Below are 20,511 nucleotides of genomic sequence, written 5' to 3' on the forward strand. Positions count from 1 at the left end.
TCTTGCGTCACCGGGTCTGTTATACAGTGAGAACCATGTTAGCCAAATGCCTAATCCGACGGAGTGCAACCGCATGTCGCAACAACACCCGATCATTGCCGTTACCGGCTCCAGTGGAGCAGGCACCACCACGACCAGCCTCGCGTTCAGGAAGATCTTCCAGCAGTTGCAGATAAAAGCCGCTTCACTGGAAGGCGATAGCTTTCACCGTTATACCCGGCCAGAGATGGACATGGCGATTCGCAAAGCGAAAGATTTGGGCCGCCATATCAGCTATTTCGGCCCAGAGGCCAATGATTTCAGCCTGCTTGAGCAGGCGTTTATCGAATATGGCCGCAACGGTACCGGAAAAACGCGCAAATACCTGCACATCTATGATGAGGCGATCCCCTACAATCAGGTGCCCGGCACCTTTACCCCGTGGGAGCCGATGCAGCATCCTACCGATATGCTGTTTTATGAGGGGCTGCACGGTGCCGTGGTCACTGACCAGTACGATGTTGCCCAGCACGTTGACCTACTGGTCGGTGTGGTTCCCATCGTCAATCTGGAATGGATTCAAAAGCTGGTGCGCGATATCAACGAACGCGGTCACTCGCGTGAAGCCGTGATGGATTCTGTGGTGCGTTCCATGGAGGATTACATTACCTATATCACGCCGCAGTTTTCTCGCACCCACATCAACTTCCAGCGCGTACCGACGATTGATACCTCAAACCCCTTTGCGGCCAAGGCGATCCCTTCGCTGGACGAGAGCTTTGTGGTGATCCATTTCCAGGGCGTCGAGCATATTGACTATCCCTACCTGCTGGCCATGCTGCAAGGCTCGTTTATTTCACACATCAATACCTTGGTGGTGCCGGGGGGAAAAATGGGGCTCGCCATGGAACTGATCATGGCACCGTTGGTAAAACGGCTGGCAGAAGGGCGTAGCGCGGGCTGAGATAAAACACACGCAGCCCGCCAGAAAACGATGCGACAACGAAGAAAGCTATTCGACTATGAAGAAACTAGGCGACAGCGACGATTTCGTGGCTATGCGTGACCTTCACCGCCTTTTCTAACATTAGCGCCACTGAACAATACTTCTCCGCCGACAGCGATACGGCTCGTTCAACCACCTTATCCGTTAGCCCTACGCCCGTGACGACAAAATGCAGGTTGATATGGGTAAACAGACGCGGCGTTTCTTCACGACGCGTGGAGGATAATTTGACTTCACACCCGGTAATGGTATTGCGGCCCTTTTGCAAAATGGACACCACATCAATGGCGCTACAGCCTCCTGCCGCCATCAACACCATCTCCATCGGACTGGGCGCTTTATCGCCAGCATTGCCATCCATCAGGATCTGATGCCCGGATGACGACTCACCGAGAAAGGTCAGATCTTCGACCCATTTTACGCGCGCTTGCATCCACAACTCCTCAAATTTATTCGAAAATTACTCACTGTTATATATAAAAACCGCCGATAACTAGAGCTTAATCATGCTGAAGCGAGACAACACAAGACAGGCTCGTCAAGCTGTGTTACAAACAGGAATAGAATCCGTTCCTTCAGTTTTAAGCTGACGGTCAGAACGGGTCGTGACGTCGCCATACAGAGGCCAGTATATTCCCTGACGTCAGTCCGCCAACACGGAATTTTTACTACTAGCACGTTAATACGCCGTACAGGGAACTCTGAACCCTGTAATTTGCGCAGTGAATTACAACAGAGGATAACAGCGAATGGTTCTCGGCAAACCGCAGACAGACCCGACTCTTGAATGGTTCCTTTCTCATTGTCATATTCACAAGTATCCATCGAAGAGCACGCTAATTCACCAAGGTGAAAAGGCAGAAACGCTTTACTACATCGTGAAAGGCTCAGTAGCTGTGCTGATCAAGGATGAAGAAGGCAAGGAAATGATCCTCTCCTACCTCAACCAGGGGGATTTTATTGGAGAACTGGGCCTGTTCGAAGAGGGCCAGGAACGCAGTGCATGGGTACGGGCAAAAACTGCCTGTGAAGTCGCTGAAATCTCCTACAAAAAATTCCGTCAGCTGATCCAGGTCAACCCGGATATTCTGATGCGTCTTTCCTCACAGATGGCGCGTCGCCTCCAGGTGACTTCCCAGAAAGTGGGCAATCTGGCCTTCCTGGATGTCACGGGCCGCATTGCACAGACGTTGTTGAACCTGGCGAAGCAACCCGATGCCATGACGCACCCGGATGGGATGCAAATCAAGATCACGCGTCAGGAAATTGGTCAGATTGTTGGCTGTTCCCGCGAAACGGTAGGCCGTATTCTGAAAATGCTGGAAGATCAGAATCTGATCTCGGCACACGGCAAAACTATCGTGGTATACGGCACACGCTGATACCCTCAGCGCCGTTGAGACAAAAGCACGTTGTGCACTGCGCAGCGTGCTTTTGACAAGTCTAGGCTACTCCGCTTTCACCACCGCTTCGACCGCCCGCGCGAACCGCGCCATGCCCTGATCGATATCTTCCAGATCAATCACCAGCGACGGCACAAAACGCACCACGTTAGGCCCAGCGACCAGCACCATCACGCCTTGCTCTGCGGCAGCGGCAAGGAACTTACCCGCCTGACCGTGCCATTTCGGCTTCAGTTCTGCGCCAATCAGCAGGCCCATACCGCGAATCTGTTCAAAAATACCGTGCTCTTCATTAATCGCCTGAAGAATCGAGACGAAACGCTCGTGGCGTGCTTGTACACCGGAAAGCACCTGTGGGGTATTGATGGTGTCCAATGCGGCTTCAGCCACCGCACAAGCCAGCGGGTTACCGCCGTAGGTAGTACCGTGTACGCCAACGGTCATCACCGAGGCGACCTCTTCAGTGGTCAGCATGGCGCTGATGGGGAAACCGCCGCCCAACGCTTTCGCCGTGGTAAGAATATCCGGCGTCACGCCATAGTGCATGTAGGTAAACAGCTTGCCGGAACGTCCCATGCCGCTTTGCACTTCATCAAACACCAGCAGAGCGTGATGCTGATCGCACAGCTCACGCACGCCTTTGAGGAATTCTGGCGTGGCCGGTGTAATGCCACCTTCACCCTGAATCGGCTCCAGCACCACGGCACAGGTGTGGTCATCCATCACCGCTTTTACTGCGGCCAGATCGTTGAACGGCACGTGCACGATATCGGCCGGTTTTGGTCCGAAGCCATCAGCGTATTTCGCCTGGCCACCGACCGAGACAGTGAACAAGGTGCGACCGTGAAACGCATTGTAGAACGCAATGATTTTGGTTTTATACGGGCTGTGGCGCTTAATCGCATAGTGACGAGCTAGCTTGAAAGCCGCTTCGTTGGCTTCAGCTCCAGAGTTAACAAAGAACACGCGTTCGGCAAAGGTGGCGTCGATCAATTTGCTGGCCAGACGCAGCGCGGGCTCATTGGTAAAGATATTGCTGGTGTGCCACAGCGTTTCGCCCTGCTGCTTTAACGCCGCCACCAGCGCAGGGTGGCAGTGACCTAATGCCGTTACCGCAATCCCACCAGCAAAGTCGATGTACTCGCGCCCTTGCTGATCCCATACGCGACTCCCTTTGCCTTTAACAGGCACAAATTGCGCCGGTGCGTATACGGGTAGAATCACCTTGTCATGCGTCGCCCGGGTTACCGCCTTTGAATCTGTTGTCATTTGCTTTCGTCCACACCGCTTAAAGTGAAAATATAATCATCAAATATGCATAAAAAATCAATACACAAGGTTATAAAATAGCGCGTTATGACAGTCCGTTTTATCGCAACCGGTGCTGATAACCTCAGGTATTAAGGAAATTCTGCAACAATTGATGCCCTTGCTCACTCAGAATGCTCTCCGGGTGAAACTGCACCCCTTCTAACGGCAAGGTACGGTGGCGTATTCCCATGATTTCATCACGCTCACCGTCACGCTCCGTCCAGGCCGTAACATCAAACGCAGTAGGCAAAGAGGCAGGGTCAATCACCAGAGAGTGGTAGCGCGTCACCGTCAATGGCAGCGCCAGCCCGCTAAAAACGCCGCTCCCGGTGTGCTGTATCACGGAGGTTTTGCCGTGCATCACCTCACGCGCCCGCACTACGCGCGCACCAAATGCCTGCCCCATCGCCTGATGACCGAGACACACGCCCAGAATGGGCAGTTTGCCTGCAAAATGGCGAATCGCCGCCAGAGAAATACCCGCGTCATCCGGTGTACAAGGACCGGGGGAAATAACCAGATGCGTAGGAGCCAGCGTTTCAATGTCCGCCAACGTCAGGGCATCATTGCGTTTAACCAATACCTCTGCGCCCAGTTCACAAAAGTACTGGTAGAGGTTGTAGGTGAAGGAGTCGTAGTTATCGATGAGTAGTAGCATGGGGCAAGTTTACGCGAAAAAGAGATGCTGTAGGCTACTGTGCTTGTAGGTATTTAGGCAATGAATAACTTTTTATTATTATTTTTCAATAAATTATGCGAGTAACAAAAAACCGGACACCTCAGTGCCCGGTTTGCAAGTGTAGTGTGAAATGCGATGATCTAAACCATTGGCCTGACATAAACCCAAAGGGTAAAGGCAACTCCTGGTGCCCAACCGCTATTGGATGTATGAGCGCTCCGGCAGCGATAAATCCCCCGTTGTGCGAAACATAAACGCCTACAGGATAAAACACGCTATTCGGAGACCACGGCGCCGGATTTTCCGTCCGCCACCACCGCCACCACCACCGCCGCCACCACCGCCACCGCCACCGCCACCGAAGTTAACGTCGAAGGCAGAATAAAACCAGCACCGGTGTTCGCCACCATCCATACGGAGAGAATAATATGATGGCCTGTTTTATTTGTCGGCAATTTGATGGTTTGTGTCGGCAGAGTATTGAGAGGCGGAGTCCGATTTATAACGCTGGCAAAAGGTGCATCTTCAAAATCTGCGCGTGTCGCTCTCCGCGTGGGATCCCAGCCATTTCGAGTAATGAAATAGCGATAACCACGGGTGGCATGCACAACCGTATGATTCCAACTAATCGGTAAATATTGGCCGGATTCAACGTTGGTTCTTGGCCATCTCACCCCGTGCCTCATCTCCAATTCATCATCGGTGAGGTTTACGATGTCACGATTATTCGCCGTTTGGCCACCACTAAATATCCGACCATCAGGCACGGGCGATGCCACCCCAGGAAAGATGTGGATTGAATCCGGGAATGGCCCGCCTTCACCAGGAAACCAGACAAGATTCGCAGAACTGTTTCCGTTGGTGAAAAGAGGAAAGTTCTTCATCCCCTCCATTTCACTTGCCGGCCATCCATTCGGTAACCAACCTCTGCTTACCGCGAAACCAGTTCGGCTTACTGGAGAGGAAAGCCAACCATGTGCGGGTGTTATTACCGGCCCCTGATAGCAAGGATCACCGACAGGTTCACAATAATGGCTTGCAGGTGGCGAATGTAAATCACAAGGATCAACAACAGGGCCGAGATACCCATTAGGCGACGGATAACAATCGCCATAATCCTTCTGAGGTTCGTGATATTCATCAGGCGACGTATGATCGTTACAACCCTCTTTTTCAGGATCGTGATGACCATGCGGGTTTTTCTTATCCATAACTCACCTCTCATTATTTATAAAATAACGATACATTGACAAATAAAACGCACTCAACGCTATAACTAGTCTATAGCGATGTATGTATTTTATTTTCAGCATTACCGAGTTAAATTCAAACTGAATAAATAGAATAGAAAATTCGAGAGTATATTTAGGATCGAGTAAAAAGGACAAAACCGCTCCATCTCAAACATAATTCAAGATCAAATTATTCAGTTAAGAATCGACTTTCAAAAAGTTGATATAGTACAGTCGATAAGACCTCCTTTTTTCTACAGAAAAAGGGTTTCACAGATGAAATTTAAAAAAATTAACAAATGCACTCTGGTGGGATAAAAAACTCAAAGCAGGACAAGCGCTAGACAAACATCCATTAAAAAACACTACGCGATGATAATGGTTGACTGACTAACAATTAGTATCTTTAATAAATAATTGGAAAGCACAATAATAAAAGCCGGGCACTGAGGTGCCCGGTTTACAGATTGAGCTTAATCAAAATCCAAATCGAACGCTTGGTAGAAACCCATCCCTGTATCAGCAACGATCCATACTAATAGAAGCACATGGTGACCCGTTCTATTAGGCAATGTGACGCTATGGTTAACTGTTGGGCCCATCTGTGCGATAGAAAAATTCCAAAACGGCGTCAGGGTATTATAATCATTATAAAAAGAGTTTGTACCAAGACTGAAACGTGATATCCGCTGTTGAGGATTCCAGGTAGGTGTAGTAATCCACCAAGAATAACCACGTGTCCTATGTAATGCGGTATAAACCCATTGTACATTAAATTGCTGGCCACTCGAGACACGGGTTCTTGGCCACGCCCTGCCACGTGCGTTAATCAATTCCTGATCCGTAAAGTTCACAACATCGCGACTACCGGTACGGCCGCCACTGATGATTCTTCCATCTATTGGAGGAACGGCGCTCACACTATCGGTCAAGAATCGGTTATTAGCCCAGGGAGGATTGAATGACCCGCCGACATTCTCTGGAAAGTTTTTTCCTCCTTCCATTTCATTGGCCTCCCACGTTGCTATCCACCCTTGCGAAGCAGCAAAGGCAGAACGTGACAGTGGGCTAGTCACTTGACCATGAAACAGGTCACCGTAATAATACCGATCCTGTGGAGCGCAGCAGCAATGGTCATGGTGTTCAGGATTGGGCGGAGAAGGTTGAGGTGGACAAGGATCAGGGCGATACTCATTACAAGGGTCGGGGCTATGCTCATTACCATGCGGGTTATAATCGTCAGGCTTATTCATATTATATACCTTACTATTAATAATAGATTAACATTGGGGGGCACAAATTTCGCTTTAGCAAAAGCTAACGATCTATTCCTTCTAAAAAGAGGCATGCTAAATAACTCTTCACCCACGCCTCAAAAAACCTCATATTTATCAAACATAATTTAATGAGATGAATTTCAATTAAAAGGTCTATTCAATAGAATTAAATCTGGTGGGGTTTAATATTAAAAAAAGAACAATCAATCGCAGATAAAACATCACTCCCATCGAGTCATGTCTTTACTAATAATTAGCTAACTGATGATTAGCACTTATGCAAAACCTCGAAAAATCACATTAGTGATACTAGCAGAAATTAAAAACGCCGTTATTTTTATGAAATAACAAAGCATCGAGATCGCACATTGTTATTTACAAACCACAGTATAAGGAATTGTTTTCATACGGTAACCTTATACTCTTTCCATCAAATGTAATCATATTCTCAAACATTGCTATAAGTTTTAACAGCATTATAGTTTATTAATAAAAACAATGTGCTTTGTTAACTCAAAAGAACACAGTAAAACAATTAGCAATGTAATTAATTACACAATAAATGATTAACAAATCAGCTTAATATTCGATATTTCAACATGCATGCGAAAATGTGATTCACATTAAACTTTTAAAATTTAAATTGCACCGTCCTCAATGAGAAATAACTAAAGCGTAACGTTATGTAGATTTACACATCGTCAAATGTGAACCACCGCCCCTCCTTTAACACCGAAAAATACACAATATATTGAATTGAAATGATTTTTTAATTTTCATTAAAAGTAGAACACGTTGTAAAAAATATTAAAATGGCGAGTAATCATTTCACTCTCAATTATTACCTTTTATTTTTTTTTCTCAGAATTTTTGCTTAAATGGTATCGCAATACAGTAAAAGCACTTTTCATTTTTATTGAAACAATAATACACCCTACCATCGGCATGGCAAACATGATGCCGGCGCAAAACCATAACTCCCTCAGGAGATGACAGGAATGAAACACGTTTTACTTTCACTAACCGCAGGGCTGCTGACATTGACCGTACAAGGTGCGTTTGCCGCGAATACCGGCGGCTATGCCACCACCGACGGCGGCGATATTTCTGGTGCCGTAAAAAAAACCGCCCACTCCATGCAAGATATTGTCGATATCATTGAAGCCGCCCGCGTGGATAGCAACGGTAAGAAAGTCAAAACCGGCGCGTATCCGCTGGTTATCACCTATGACGGCAACGAAGATAAACTGATCAATGCCGCCGCTGCCGATATTTGCAGCCAATGGAGCAAGCCTGCTCGCGGGGTTGAAATCAAAGAGTTCACCAAAGGGATAACCATCCTTGGCACCAATGGCTCATCCGCCAACTTTGGTATCTGGTTAGTGAAATCGTCCGATGTCGTGATTCGTAATATGCGTTTCGGCTACATGCCGGGCGGCGCCAGTGACGGCGATGCCATTCGCGTTGATAACACGCCGAACGTCTGGGTTGATCATAACGAGATCTACGCCAAGAACTATGAGTGCCCCGGCACACCGGATGGCGATACCACATTTGAATCAGCCGTCGATATCAAGAAAGCATCGACCAACGTGACGGTTTCCTATAACTATATTCACGGTATCAAAAAAGTCGGATTAAGCGGCTCGAGCAGCAGCGATACAGGCCGTAATCTGACTTACCACCACAACGTCTACAGTGATGTGAACGCCCGCTTGCCGTTGCAACGCGGAGGGCAAGTGCATGCCTATAATAACCTCTACTCCGGTATTACCAGTTCAGGGATAAACGTGCGCCATAAAGGGCTCGCGCTGATCGAACGTAACTGGTTCGAAAATGCCGTTAACCCCGTGACATCGCGCTATGACGGCTCCAACTTCGGTACCTGGGTTCTGCGTGATAACAACGTCACCAGTGCAGCCCAAAACGCCACGTATAACATCACCTGGACCAGCGATTCCAAGGCCTACGTTAACGCTGAGGATTGGACCTCTACCGGCACTTTCCCCTCGCTGCCTTACAGCTACTCACCGGTCAACGCTCAGTGCGTGAAAGCGAAGCTGGCACAGTTCGCCGGTCAGGGAAAAGGCTTGGCGGTGCTGACGACGGCTGCGTGTAACTAACGTTACTACCTGTAGAAACCATCAAGGCCACACAATGTGGCCTTGAAAGCAATCCCAGAAATTCTCAACAACGTTTATGGCAGCACTTTAGCCGATTTAATCACGATCGGTTTGCTTGGCACATTCTGGTAAGGGCCAACGTTGCTGGTTTGCACTTGAGAGATTTTGTCTGCAACATCCATCCCTTTTACCACTTTACCAAACACCGCATAGCCAAAATCGCGCTGACCGTGATCGAGGAAAGCATTATCTGCGACATTAATAAAGAACTGGCTGGTGGCGCTGTCTTTTTCAGCGGTGCGCGCCATGGCGATAGTGCCACGCACGTTGCGCAAACCGTTGTCTGCTTCGTTCTTGATCGGTGGGTTAGTGGCTTTTTGCTTCATCTCATCCACAAAGCCGCCGCCCTGAACCATAAAACCAGGGATCACGCGGTGAAAGGTGGTGCCGTTGTAGAAGCCACTATTAACGTACTCGACGAAATTTTTCACTGACACCGGCGCTTTCTGGTTATCCAGCGCTAACTCGATGTTGCCTTCAGACGTGGTTAGCAAAACGCGCGTGGTGGCGGCAGGGGCAGCGAACGCCGATGACACCATGACCGAAGATGAAAACATTGTCAGTGAAACCAGGGCTGCCGCAGCAACCAGAGTACGTTTGAACATGAGAATTCCTTTTTGATCGGGGGCTACAAGAAAGCGTAACGATTGTAAATACCCGCACTCCTTAACGCTACCCTTTTACTTTTTTTTACTTAAGGGTATGCCACAACGTTACGGCCATTAGGTATAGCATACCAGTGCGGTATCGGCGACGATCGTAAAAAAAGACGGGTAAAAAACCCGTCTTGTTAGCACATCATGTAGCTTTTACCCGAACTATTATCCCATTCGCTCCGAACGCACGGCCAAATCGCGGCTGTATTGTCGGCTGGCATCCACCAGCATGGTGGTATAGGCCGTTTTCTCCATCGAACGCGTCAGTTCCGCCGTCTCCAGCGTTTCCAGAATACGACCATACTGCATCACCGCTACGCGGTGGCATAAGTGGGCAATCACCCCCAAATCGTGCGTCACCATCAGGTAGGTCAGGTTGTCCTGCTGTTGCAGTTCAGCCAGCAGATTGAGGATTTCTGCCTGCACCGATACGTCCAGTGCTGAAGTCGGTTCATCCAACAACAGAACTCGCGGTTCGAGAATCAACGCACGCGCGATAGCGACGCGTTGGCGCTGTCCACCGGAAAGTTGGTGCGGGTAACGGCGACGAAACTGCGGCCCCAGCCCCACTTTCTCCAGCAAGGCATTAATACGCCGATCGCGCTGCTCAATGCGGTGGATCAGCAACGGCTCCTCCAAAATGGTCTCCACCGTATGGCGTGGATGCAGCGATCCGTAGGGATCCTGAAACACCATCTGTACCTGACGGCAGCGTGCTCTGTCGATACGGTGCGCCAGCGGTTGACCATCGATGCACAGCTCACCCTGCCAGTGGTTGAATAACCCTGCCAAACATTTCAGCACCGTGGTTTTGCCCGAGCCAGATTCACCCACCAGGCCAAAAATCTCGCCGTTGCGCACCGCCAGATTGACATCAAACAGCACCTGGTTGTGCTGGTTCCCCTGACCAAAGGAGAGGTTGAGATTTTTCACCTCGATCATCGCTGCGCTATTTTGTGTGCCCATAGTCACTCCTTATTCACTCAGCCAAGCAGGATCGCGCTGCATGACCGGCAGACGCACGCGAGGGTGATCGATGTCCGGCAACGCATTGAGCAGCCCACGCGTGTAAGGATGCTGCGCGTTATCAAGATCGCGCGCTGCGATGGACTCTACGACGCGTCCGGCGTACATCACCAGCACCCGGTCGCAGAAGCTGCGCACCAGATTGATATCGTGGCTGATAAAGATCAGCCCCAATCCGCGCTCCGACACCAAATCATCCAGCATCGAAAGCACTTGCAAACGCACCGACACATCGAGCGCCGAGGTTGGTTCGTCGGCGATGACGATTTCCGGCTCAGTGATCAACATCATGGCGATCATGATGCGCTGTCCCTGACCGCCGGAGACTTCGTGCGGATAGAGTGCGTACACGCGCTCCGGCTGGCGAATGCGCACCACATCCAGCATCGCCATGACTTTCTCTTTCGCCACGCGCGCTGACACCTTGTGGTGCGCCAGATAGGCTTCAGCAATCTGATCGACCACGCATACCACTGGATTCAGCGAATACTTCGGATCCTGCATGATCATGGAAATACGCTTACCGCGGATCTGGCGCATCTGCGCTTCAGAAATAGTCAGCAAGTCGGTCTGGCCAAAGCGCAGTCTGTCGGCCGTCACCCGGGCGCTGCGCGGGTGCAGATGCAGCAGCGCACGCCCGACCGTTGATTTACCTGAGCCGGATTCGCCGACAATGGCCAGCTTCTCACAACCGAGGTTAAAGGAAACACCGCGCACAGCATCTGTCACTGCGCCGTGGTTAACGAAGCTCACCTTGAGGTTTTCCACCTCGAGCAGCGGTGCGCCCTGAGTTGCACCCTTATTCGGTGCGGGGATCGAGGATGTCACGTAGGCCGTCTCCGAGAAAGTTAAACGCCAGGCTGTTCATCAGAATAGCCAACCCAGGAATAGTGACTAACCACCAGCACTCCATCATGTAGCGACGGCCGGCAGAGATCATGACACCCCATTCAGGATCGGGCGGCTGAGCGCCCAACCCCAGGAAGCCAAGCCCGGCAGCCGTCAGAATGATGCCCGCCATGTTCATGGTGATACGGATAATCACCGAAGGCAGACAGAGCGGCACAATGTGATGCACCAGAATGCGCAGCGACGATGCGCCTTGCAGTTTTACCGCAGAAACGAAATCCGCCTGACGCAGTGACAATGTTTCAGCACGCGCCAGACGTGCGATAGGCGGCCAGGCGGTGAGGGTAATGGCAATCACCACATGCTCTAACCCCGGCCCCAAAGCGGCAACAAACGCCAGTGCCAACACCAGACTGGGGAAGGAGATAAAGATATCGGTGATGCGCATCAGAATGGTATCGACGATGCCGCCGTAGTAGCCTGCCACCACGCCGAGCATCAAGCCGATGGGGCCGACGGTTACCGACACCAGTGCCACAATGTACAGCGTGATGCGTGAGCCATACACCAGACGGCTATACACATCGCGTCCGAACTCATCGGTACCAAACCAATGGGCAGCCCCCGGCGCTTGCAGGGCATTTGCCAGGTCTTGTACCAATGGGTCGTGCGTTGCAAGCCAAGGGGCGAAAATGGCGATGACAATCAGCGACAGCACAATCAGCGAACCAATGGCCGTCAGGGGGTTTTTCGCCAGCAGGCGCAGGAAATTGAACAGACGCGCACCACGCACTCGAATTGGCCCATTTTTGGCGGCCGGCGAGGAGCCGATTACCGGTTCAGAAGACATACTCATACGCGGGTCCTCGGATCGAAGATTTGATACAACATATCGGAGAGTAGGTTAAGGGTGACGAAAATCAGCCCGACCAGCAGCACGCAGCCCATCACCGCATTCATATCCCCCAGCAGCAGGCTACCCGTCAGATAGGAACCAAAGCCCGGCCAGGAGAACACGGTTTCAATCAGCACCGCCCCTTCCAACAGTGAGCCATACGCCAGCGCAACTACCGTCAGCAGTTGCACCAAAATATTACGAAACGCATGCGCCCAAACCACCCGAAACTCAGACAACCCTTTGACCCGTGCGGTGATGATGTACTCTTGCGACAGTTGTGCCAGCATAAAGCTGCGCGTCATACGGCTGATATAGGCCAGCGAATGGAAGCCAAGAATGGTTGCAGGTAACACCAGGTGGTTCAGTGCACTGAAGAACACCGCCCATTCGCGCGCCAGTAAGGAATCCACCAGCAGTAAGCCAGTGCGGTTTTCCACCATACCGTCCCACGCCATATCCACGCGCCCTGCGCCCCCGACCCAGTTGAGCCAGGCGTAAAACACCAACAGCCCAATCATGCCGACCCAGAAAATCGGCGTGGAATAACCCGCCAGGCTGATAAAGCGCACGATATAGTCCGCCAGCTTACCGCGCCGCCGCCATCACGCCGAGCGGCACGCCCAGCCCGGCACCGACAATAATCGCCATCGTCGCCAGTTCAACCGTGGCAGGGAACACGCGGATAATGTCATCCACCACCGGACGACCGGTGAGCATCGCATTGCCCAAATCGCCGTGCAGCAGTGAATTAAAGTAGATACCGAATTGAACATACAGCGGCTTATCCAGGCCTAGTTGCTGATAGACCTGCTGATAGGTACTTTGGTCAGCATCCTGACCGACGATCGCCAATACCGGATCGATCGGCATGACCCGGCCGATAATAAAAGTCAAAATCAGCAACCCAAACAGCGTGAAGGCAACCTGTAACAGCCGTTTGGCTACGCGATAGGGTAACGACCCCGGTTTGAGCCAATCAGAGAAAACCATGTTCTTTCTCCCCGTCCGACACCCGCGCCGCTACCTTCAGCGCCGCTGATGCCGTGACTTACCTCATAGGATGAAGGCATGAGGGGAAACGCCCCCCACGCTTTACTCAGGCTTCAGCGTTGCTTGTGCACCAGATACAAGCGGGTGGTCGATGACGGATGTGACACAAAGTCTATAACATCTTTGCGTTGCACCACGGAATCAACCATTTGCGAGACTGGAATGATAGCGGGATAAAGCGTCTCATAGCGGTCCTGTATCTCGGCATAGCGCTGCTTTTGCCTGGCGGGATCTTTCTCCAGCAGCGCCTGATCGATCATTTCGTTCAGTTGTGCATCGTAGAAAGAGGTTCTCCACCCCTGGAAGTTGGTGAGTTTGGCTTCATCACTGTTATCCGGGTTATACACCACGGAGCGCAGGCTGGAGTGTGGATGGGGATCGACCCCACCGCCACCGCGCCCGACCAGCATGTCGAATTTACGATCGCGCATCGCACCGTAAACCTGATTGCCGGTGCCGGAAATGATCTTGGCACGAATACCGGCTTGCGCCAGCGTGGATTGCACCGAGGTCGCCAAGTTGAGGAACGGTTGATCGGACAGTACCCGCAGCGTGGTTTCAAAGCCGTTCGGATAACCCGCTTCCGCCAGCAGCGCCTTCGCCTTCGGCACGTCCAGCGTGTAACCGGGGTTAGGCAGCGTGGCATCCATTCCTGCCTGAATCGGGCGTTGGTGATAGAAGCCGTAGCCCGGCATCACGGTTTTGTTAAGGCCGTCGTAATCGATGAGGTAGCGCACCGCTTCACGCACTTTTGGCTTGGCGAACTCGTCGTTCTTCAGGCTCATGGCAACGTAATAGAGCGTGCCTTTCTTCACCTCTTCGACTTTCACATCCGGGTTGGCTTTCAGGGCGTTGATGTCCGGCACCGACATACCGGTCGCCACATCAATATCCCCTTTTTCGATCATCAGACGCAACGCCTGAGATTCGGTCATATGACGGAAGATCACCCGGCGCATTTTGGCATCACCGCGCCAATAACCGTCGGCACGGTTGACGCGCAGCACGTCTTTTGCCTGCCACACGTCCAGCTTGAACGGACCGGAACCGGCTTCATTGGTGGTCAACCAACCGTTGCCCCAGTCACCGTTTTTCTCATGCTTCATCACGGTCTTACTGTCCAGTACCGATCCGCTGCCGAGCGTGGCAAGGGAATAGATCACCAATTTGGGATCGTTCGGTTTGGGCAGTTCGATCTCTATCGTTTTGTCATCTTTGGCGCGGATCAGCTTGTCGACATTCTCCGCCGTAAAGCCGTAGGATTTCCAGGTAGTGGCCTGCGCCATGTTGAGGGTCAGCAACCGTTTCATCGACCAGGCAAAATCATGGGCGGTGACCGGATTGCCGGAGTGGAATTTGGCGTTATCCACCAAATGGAAGGTGATCAGGTTGTTGTCTGGGCTGATCTCCCAGCTTTTCGCCAGCGAAGGCAGCACACGGCTGAGGTTTTCAGGATCGAGTTCGACCAGCGAGTCGTAAAGGTTAACGATAATGCCGACCACCTCGTTGCCGGTCATCGCGGCGGGATCGAGGGACAGCATGTTGTTCATGTTCATCCCGACGATCAGTTGATCGTCGGGCGTTTTTGCAGACAGCAAGGCCGGTGTTGCGGCCATACAGAAACAGCTCAGTAGCAGGGTACGGATTATTGCTCGTGCTTTCATTTAGCTTCTCCAGGTGTGAAGAATGGAAGACGAAACGTTTTATCCCCGTTATATTTCGAGCTGTATCTGCGTTGGCTGCGATCACCCGAATCACTTACTTATGTAAGCTCATCGGGATTCATTCACTTGCCGCCTTGCTACAACTCGAACTATCTAGGGGCTATTTGTAAGGGCTCTTTCTTTCAATACTGCTTTGTTATTACTGCTATTTATTATTACTGCGGTTATTCTTTACTCAGCGTATGCTCCTCGATCCAATCAAAATTGATATCCTCACCCAGGCCCGGACGCTGCGGCAGGTGAACAAAACCGTCGTCATCCATCGGGTCGATGATACTGTTGAGGTAAGCGGCAGGCTCTTCATAGTTCAGGAAAGGATGCAGCAGACCGCGTTCATACCAACGGCAGTTTTTAATCGCACACACCACGTTGAGATTCGGCGCACCGTTACCGTGGATTTCACAATCCATACCAAAGGCTTCCGCCAATGCGGCGACCTTCATGGTCGGAGAAAGCCCCCCAACGCCCTGCACGCCCGCGCGCAGAATGTCACAGGCTCCCTCTTTCACCCAATCGGCACGGCTGAAGTATTTACCTGACAGGCTTTCAGGCCCAATAACGTCGATATCCAGGCTTTTGGTCAGCCAGCTGTAAGACGCCATGCTCTGCTCTTCCATCGGTTCTTCAAACCAGGTGAAGTTCAGTTTTTGCAATTCACGGCCAATGTAGAGCGCGTCGCTGCGGCTGTACCAGTGGTAGCCATCCAGCATCAGGCAGACATCCGGACCGACGGCTTCACGCACGGCAGCACAGGCTTTAACGTCCATCTGCGGGCTGGGTGCGAAGGACACCGGCGGCATCCAGGTGTGCAGCTTGATCGCCTTGTAGCCGCGTGCCACCAGTTTCTCGGCAAACTGGCCGTACTCTTCCGGCGTCGAAAGACCACCTTTCAATTCATCACCACACATGGTGCTGCCGTAAGCAGGCACTTTCTCACGAAAACCGCCCAGCAGTTTGTGTACCGGCATATTCAGGAAGCGACCTTGCAAATCCCACAGCGCAGATTCCACGATAGAGATGGCACGATCGGTCAGTTGGTTGGCGCTGCCGCGCTGCCAATGCACCAGATCTTGCCACAGACGTTCTCTGTCAAACGGGTTCTGCCCGATCAGCACCTTGCGGAAGAAAGCATTGATAATATGGGGACGAACCACTTCGGGTGGTGCAAATGCATAGCCCTGATGTCCATCGTCGGTGGTCAGCGTCAAGAGGGCCATCTTGGCCTGATTCTCTTCTCCTGGATGCGAATGTCCCGCACTGTCGGACACGCGACGAGTGGGATACGTAAAAACGGTGACATCAATGGATTCTATTTTCACGCGAATACCTACCTTGAAATTCAATAACATAGAATAAAAAACAGTCGAGATGCCGGTAAACGACAAACCCGATTTGTACTATCGCCGCCCAACCAGTGCGATTGAGACAGCGATCACAAAAGAAATGATGTATTAATTAAATAAAAATATCGTTTTATTATTTGTAATTATTGGTGTTACAACCTGGTGAGTCATTAGGCAATTTCTTTCAAATGCAGAAAAAACGGCGCAAATATTTGTGCAAATGCCTATAAACCTGTGAACAACATCACCAACGGTTAGGATTACCCGCATAAAACGCGAGGATAATGCCGCTAATTTTGGTGTGCTGCACAACGGTCACCCGCTTCAGTTTGACGATCACCGTTAAAGCGGTAATCCTGCGCAAGAGGCTCAGTACATAACAGCCAAGCGCAAGGTCGCACCAAAATCACTCAACGCACCAATTAAGTGCGATTTAATGCACCACATTGGTGCTTGCGCGGCGTTTTCAGCCGCGACCGCCCTCTAAAGTGTGAGTCGTCACCAAAACAATAAAATGAAATACTGATTAATAAGCAATTTATATGCATAATTAATCGTTTCAACAATAATAAAAACGTGGCCTGAATATTGCTTTGATGACTACGTTCTCTGCTTAATGCGGGGGAGTCCGGTCAAGGGCACCCGCAGCGTTCAGGCCGCGCGCGGAGCTATGCCTGCAAAAAGAAAATTGGAGTAATACGTGGAACAAATGACATTTTGGCAGCTCATCAGTTTTGGTGAGAACGGCTGGGGAAGATTGCTGCTGATGGGGACAGGAATGACCCTGGCATTGGCAGTAGGCGGTTTTTTATTAGGCGCACTTATCGGCACCCTCGGTGCCTGGTCAAAAATAGCGGGTAATCGGCCACTTCGCTTTGTGGCAGAATGCTACACCACGGTAACGCGCGGCATTCCCGATCTGCTGATTATTTTCCTGCTCTACTTTGGCGGTAGCTCTGCACTGACGCTGCTGGCAAGCCTGTTTGGACATAACGGCTTTATCGGTTTTCCCGGTTATATCGCCGGGGTCATTGCCGTCGGCATCGCCTCAGGAGCACAGCAAACGGAAGTGTTTCGTGGCGCCTTCTACGCCGTAGCCAAAGGTGAGATAGAAGCCGCTAAAGCCTGCGGCATGCCCACCCTGCTGCGCCTGCGCCGCATTATTATTCCGCTGCTACTGCGCCATGCCATTCCCGCGCTCGGCAACGTCTGGCAACTGGTGCTGAAAGCCTCAGCGCTGGTGTCGGTAACTGGCGTGGCAGAGCTGTTGACCCAGTCACAGACCGGTGCAGGCTCTACTGGCAAACCGTTTGATTTCTACATGGCTGCCGCCATGATTTATCTGGTGATTTCGATGTTTTCCGGCTGGCTGATGCGCCGCGCGGAGGCACACTATTCGCGAGGTGTAAGACGGTAATGGACCTGACTTTTTTCTACGAAACCTTCCTGGAGATTATTCCCGGTGTGCCGCTAACACTCCAACTCGCGGTGGGTTCAGTGCTGATCGGCTTCTTTTTAGCCCTGGCACTGGCTGCGATGCAGCTTTCTGGCAGCCAACTGCTGCAATCGGTCGCTCGCCTGTATGTGTTGTTCTTCCGTGGCACGCCGCTACTGGTACAGCTGTTCCTTATCTACTACGGATTGGGACAATTCAGTTGGGTGCGTGAAAGCGTTCTGTGGCCAATACTGCGTGAACCTTACTGGTGTGCGCTACTGTCGTTGACACTTTGCACGGGTGCCTATGCCAGCGAAATCATTCGCGGGGGTTTGCAATCGGTGCCCTCCGGTCAGATCGAGGCAGCGCGCGCCTGTGGCATGCCATCATGGAAAATATTTACCCGTATCGTGTTTCCGCTTGCCATTCGCCAGGCACTGCCTGCCTATGGCAACGAACTGATTTCCATGATCAAATCCACCTCGCTTGCGTCCATCATCACGCTGATGGAAATCACCGGCATTGCAGCACGCTTGATTGCGGAAACCTACCGCGCGCTGGAAGTGTTTCTGGTGGCGGGCGCCATTTACCTGTTGATCAATCTGGTGCTCACCCGCCTGCTGGCTTTTGTCGAACACCGTATGACGCCGTATCTGCGCGCACCGCAGTCGCTGGCTGAAGTTAAGAATATGAAAGGAAACCCATCATGAGTACCGCCGCTATCAGCCTGCGCAACATTCACAAGCGTTTCGGCTCACTGGAAGTCCTGAAAGGGATCTCATTTGAAGCCAGTCAGGGCGAGGTCGTTTCGATTCTGGGGTCTTCCGGTTCGGGCAAATCCACCCTGCTGCGCTGCACCAACCTGCTTGAAATCCCCGATCAGGGCGAGATTATTGTGTGCGGCGAAGCCATCGCGATGAAAGTGAATCGCCAAGGGCAAAATCGCCCAGCCAGCGCGAAACAGATCGACCGTATCCGTACCCAGCTCGGCATGGTGTTTCAAAACTTCAATCTGTGGTCGCACAAAACCTTACTGGAAAACGTGATTGAAGCGCCGATCCACGTGCTCAAACGCACGCCGCAGGACGCCAAAGAACACGCAGAGCAACTGCTTGAGAAAGTTGGGTTGGCCGATAAACGCCATTACTACCCTTCCCACCTTTCCGGCGGGCAGCGACAGCGTGCCGCGATTGCGCGTGCGCTGGCCATGTCACCCAAGGTGATGCTGTTTGATGAACCCACCTCAGCACTGGACCCGGAGTTGGTCGGAGAGGTGCTGCGCGTGATGCGTCAGTTAGCCGATGAAGGGATGACCATGCTGGTCGTCACCCATGAAATGGACTTTGCGCGTGAAGTCTCTAACCGCGTGGTGTTCCTACATCAGGGTGAGATCGAAGAACAAGGCACGCCGGAACAGATGTTTACTGCCAGCCAGTCAGCCCGTTTCCGCCAGTTTATTGCCAGTTGGTAACAGAACGACGTTTATCAACACAATGCCAGGCTTAAGAACACAACAGACAACCACCAGGAGATACCTCGATGCTAAAAACCAAACTCGCTGCCGCCGCCTATGCGCTTTGTCTGGCTGGCGCACTCTCTACCTCATTCAATGCTGCGGCAGAAGCCGGTAAAACCTGGAGCACCGTGCGCATCGCCACTGAAGGCGCATACCACCCGTACAACTTCACCAAGCCAGACGGTACGCTGGATGGCATGGAAATTGAGCTGTACAAAGTGCTGTGCGACAACATGAAAGTAAAATGCGAGATCATGGTGCAGCCGTTTGCCAGCAGCATTCCGGCGCTGAACGCCGGTAAGTTTGATGCCATCATCTCCGGCATGTCCGCCACGCCGAAGCGCCGTGAAGTGATCGATTTCAGCCAGCCCTACACGCAGGCAGGGCAAACCTTTGCCGTACTGAAATCCAGCCCGCTGGCATCGCTGCCGGATCTGGGCACTCGCTTCTCCCTCAATGAGAAAGATGAAGCCACTGCCATCGCTGAAGTGGAAAAATTGCGCCCGCTGCTGAAAGGCAAAACCATTGGCGTTCAGTCTGCCTCGATCGCCAGCACGCTGCTGGATAAATACTTCAAAGGCATGATGACGGTACGCGAATACAAAACCATGCAGGAGCACGATCTGGATCTGAAAGCCGGTCGCGTCGATCTGGTTATCGGTTCTGCGCCTTACATGAAAAATACTGCTGACAAATCAAACGGCGAAATCGTAATGGCTGGCCCGCAGTTTATCGGCGGCATTTTGGGCAGCGGTTCGTCCATCGGCCTGCGTAAAAGCGATCCTGAATTGAAAGCCATGTTCGATAAAGCCATCGACCAGGCTAAAGCAGACGGCACCATCAAGACGCTGAGTGAAAAATGGTTTGGCATGGATACCACCCCGCTCTGATCGCCCTCTCGCGACCCTAACCTGAACCACGAACGTGGCGTCTGATTGACGCCA

General features: G+C 51.7%; 18 protein-coding genes and 1 pseudogene. 7 read left to right on the forward strand and 12 right to left on the reverse strand.

Translation table 11 applies throughout. The features are described 5' to 3' along the window. Positions 1–73 precede the first annotated feature (73 nt). Complete coding sequence (locus K6K13_RS21470; RefSeq protein WP_222158762.1) at positions 74–943, forward strand: phosphoribulokinase; 870 nt, start codon at positions 74–76, stop codon at positions 941–943. 67 nt (positions 944–1,010) lie between these two features. Here K6K13_RS21470 and K6K13_RS21475 read toward each other — a convergent pair whose 3' ends face one another. Beyond that, positions 1,011–1,418 (reverse strand): OsmC family protein, encoded by a 408-nt coding sequence (locus K6K13_RS21475; RefSeq protein WP_222158763.1) that lies wholly within the window; start codon positions 1,416–1,418, stop codon positions 1,011–1,013. A gap of 316 nt (positions 1,419–1,734) precedes the next feature. On the opposite strand from K6K13_RS21475, the gene crp reads away from it, so the two are divergent. Beyond that, positions 1,735–2,367, forward strand: a complete 633-nt coding sequence (gene crp / locus K6K13_RS21480) for a cAMP-activated global transcriptional regulator CRP (RefSeq protein ID WP_012764006.1) — start codon at positions 1,735–1,737, stop codon at positions 2,365–2,367. Positions 2,368–2,433: 66 nt separating this feature from the next. On the opposite strand, the gene argD is transcribed toward crp, so the two are convergent. From argD to K6K13_RS21500, 4 genes are all read right to left on the reverse strand, one after another. Next, positions 2,434–3,657 carry a bifunctional acetylornithine/succinyldiaminopimelate transaminase gene (argD, locus tag K6K13_RS21485; RefSeq protein ID WP_222158764.1) on the reverse strand — a complete coding sequence of 408 codons (1,224 nt, stop codon included), beginning with the start codon at positions 3,655–3,657 and terminating at the stop codon, positions 2,434–2,436. Positions 3,658–3,781: 124 nt separating this feature from the next. After that, on the reverse strand, positions 3,782–4,357 hold the full coding sequence (locus K6K13_RS21490) for an aminodeoxychorismate synthase component II (RefSeq protein ID WP_222158765.1): 576 nt from the start codon (positions 4,355–4,357) through the stop codon (positions 3,782–3,784). A 296-nt stretch (positions 4,358–4,653) separates the two neighbouring features. After that, entirely contained in the window at positions 4,654–5,589 is a 936-nt protein-coding gene (locus tag K6K13_RS21495) for a lytic polysaccharide monooxygenase auxiliary activity family 9 protein (protein ID WP_222158766.1), read from the reverse strand. Positions 5,590–6,083: 494 nt separating this feature from the next. Beyond that, complete coding sequence (locus tag K6K13_RS21500; protein ID WP_222158767.1) at positions 6,084–6,863, reverse strand: lytic polysaccharide monooxygenase auxiliary activity family 9 protein; 780 nt, start codon at positions 6,861–6,863, stop codon at positions 6,084–6,086. A 1,022-nt stretch (positions 6,864–7,885) separates the two neighbouring features. On the opposite strand from K6K13_RS21500, the gene K6K13_RS21505 reads away from it, so the two are divergent. Continuing rightward, the gene (locus K6K13_RS21505) at positions 7,886–9,010 is read left to right on the forward strand and encodes a polysaccharide lyase (RefSeq protein WP_222158768.1); all 1,125 of its coding nucleotides are present in this window, start codon (positions 7,886–7,888) and stop codon (positions 9,008–9,010) included. Between the two features lie 74 nt (positions 9,011–9,084). Here the strand turns inward: K6K13_RS21505 and ppiA are convergent, their stop codons facing one another. The 7 genes and pseudogenes from ppiA to K6K13_RS21540 all read right to left on the reverse strand — a co-directional run bounded on the left by ppiA (position 9,085) and on the right by K6K13_RS21540 (position 16,592). Further along, positions 9,085–9,627 (reverse strand): peptidylprolyl isomerase A, encoded by a 543-nt coding sequence (gene ppiA, locus K6K13_RS21510; RefSeq protein WP_434064624.1) that lies wholly within the window; start codon positions 9,625–9,627, stop codon positions 9,085–9,087. A 264-nt stretch (positions 9,628–9,891) separates the two neighbouring features. After that, positions 9,892–10,668, reverse strand: a complete 777-nt coding sequence (locus K6K13_RS21515; RefSeq protein ID WP_222161217.1) for an ABC transporter ATP-binding protein — start codon at positions 10,666–10,668, stop codon at positions 9,892–9,894. Between the two features lie 33 nt (positions 10,669–10,701). After that, positions 10,702–11,580 (reverse strand): ABC transporter ATP-binding protein, encoded by an 879-nt coding sequence (locus tag K6K13_RS21520; protein ID WP_222158770.1) that lies wholly within the window; start codon positions 11,578–11,580, stop codon positions 10,702–10,704. Then, positions 11,552–12,457: an ABC transporter permease gene (locus K6K13_RS21525; RefSeq protein ID WP_222158771.1), complete on the reverse strand. Its 906-nt coding sequence runs from the start codon at positions 12,455–12,457 to the stop codon at positions 11,552–11,554. The genes K6K13_RS21520 and K6K13_RS21525 overlap by 29 nt, the downstream gene beginning before the upstream one ends. Next, a pseudogene (locus K6K13_RS21530) lies at positions 12,454–13,489 on the reverse strand (ABC transporter permease). The gene K6K13_RS21525 and the pseudogene K6K13_RS21530 overlap by 4 nt, the downstream one beginning before the upstream one ends. A 113-nt stretch (positions 13,490–13,602) precedes the next feature. Next, positions 13,603–15,213, reverse strand: a complete 1,611-nt coding sequence (locus K6K13_RS21535) for an ABC transporter substrate-binding protein (RefSeq protein WP_222158772.1) — start codon at positions 15,211–15,213, stop codon at positions 13,603–13,605. A 224-nt stretch (positions 15,214–15,437) separates the two neighbouring features. Beyond that, the gene (locus tag K6K13_RS21540) at positions 15,438–16,592 is read right to left on the reverse strand and encodes a mandelate racemase family protein (protein WP_222158773.1); all 1,155 of its coding nucleotides are present in this window, start codon (positions 16,590–16,592) and stop codon (positions 15,438–15,440) included. Positions 16,593–17,316: 724 nt separating this feature from the next. On the opposite strand from K6K13_RS21540, the gene K6K13_RS21545 reads away from it, so the two are divergent. The 4 genes from K6K13_RS21545 (at position 17,317) to K6K13_RS21560 (ending at position 20,457) form a co-directional block, all read left to right on the forward strand. Beyond that, positions 17,317–18,033 (forward strand): ABC transporter permease, encoded by a 717-nt coding sequence (locus K6K13_RS21545; protein WP_350338143.1) that lies wholly within the window; start codon positions 17,317–17,319, stop codon positions 18,031–18,033. After that, entirely contained in the window at positions 18,033–18,761 is a 729-nt protein-coding gene (locus tag K6K13_RS21550; RefSeq protein ID WP_222158774.1) for an ABC transporter permease, read from the forward strand. Before K6K13_RS21545 ends, K6K13_RS21550 begins: the two co-directional genes overlap by 1 nt. Then, on the forward strand, positions 18,758–19,522 hold the full coding sequence (locus K6K13_RS21555; RefSeq protein ID WP_222158775.1) for an ABC transporter ATP-binding protein: 765 nt from the start codon (positions 18,758–18,760) through the stop codon (positions 19,520–19,522). Before K6K13_RS21550 ends, K6K13_RS21555 begins: the two co-directional genes overlap by 4 nt. A 68-nt stretch (positions 19,523–19,590) precedes the next feature. Beyond that, positions 19,591–20,457: a transporter substrate-binding domain-containing protein gene (locus tag K6K13_RS21560; RefSeq protein ID WP_222158776.1), complete on the forward strand. Its 867-nt coding sequence runs from the start codon at positions 19,591–19,593 to the stop codon at positions 20,455–20,457. Positions 20,458–20,511: the final 54 nt, after the last annotated feature.

It is taken from the genome of Symbiopectobacterium purcellii (assembly GCF_019797845.1).
GTDB lineage: Bacteria > Pseudomonadota > Gammaproteobacteria > Enterobacterales > Enterobacteriaceae > Symbiopectobacterium > Symbiopectobacterium purcellii.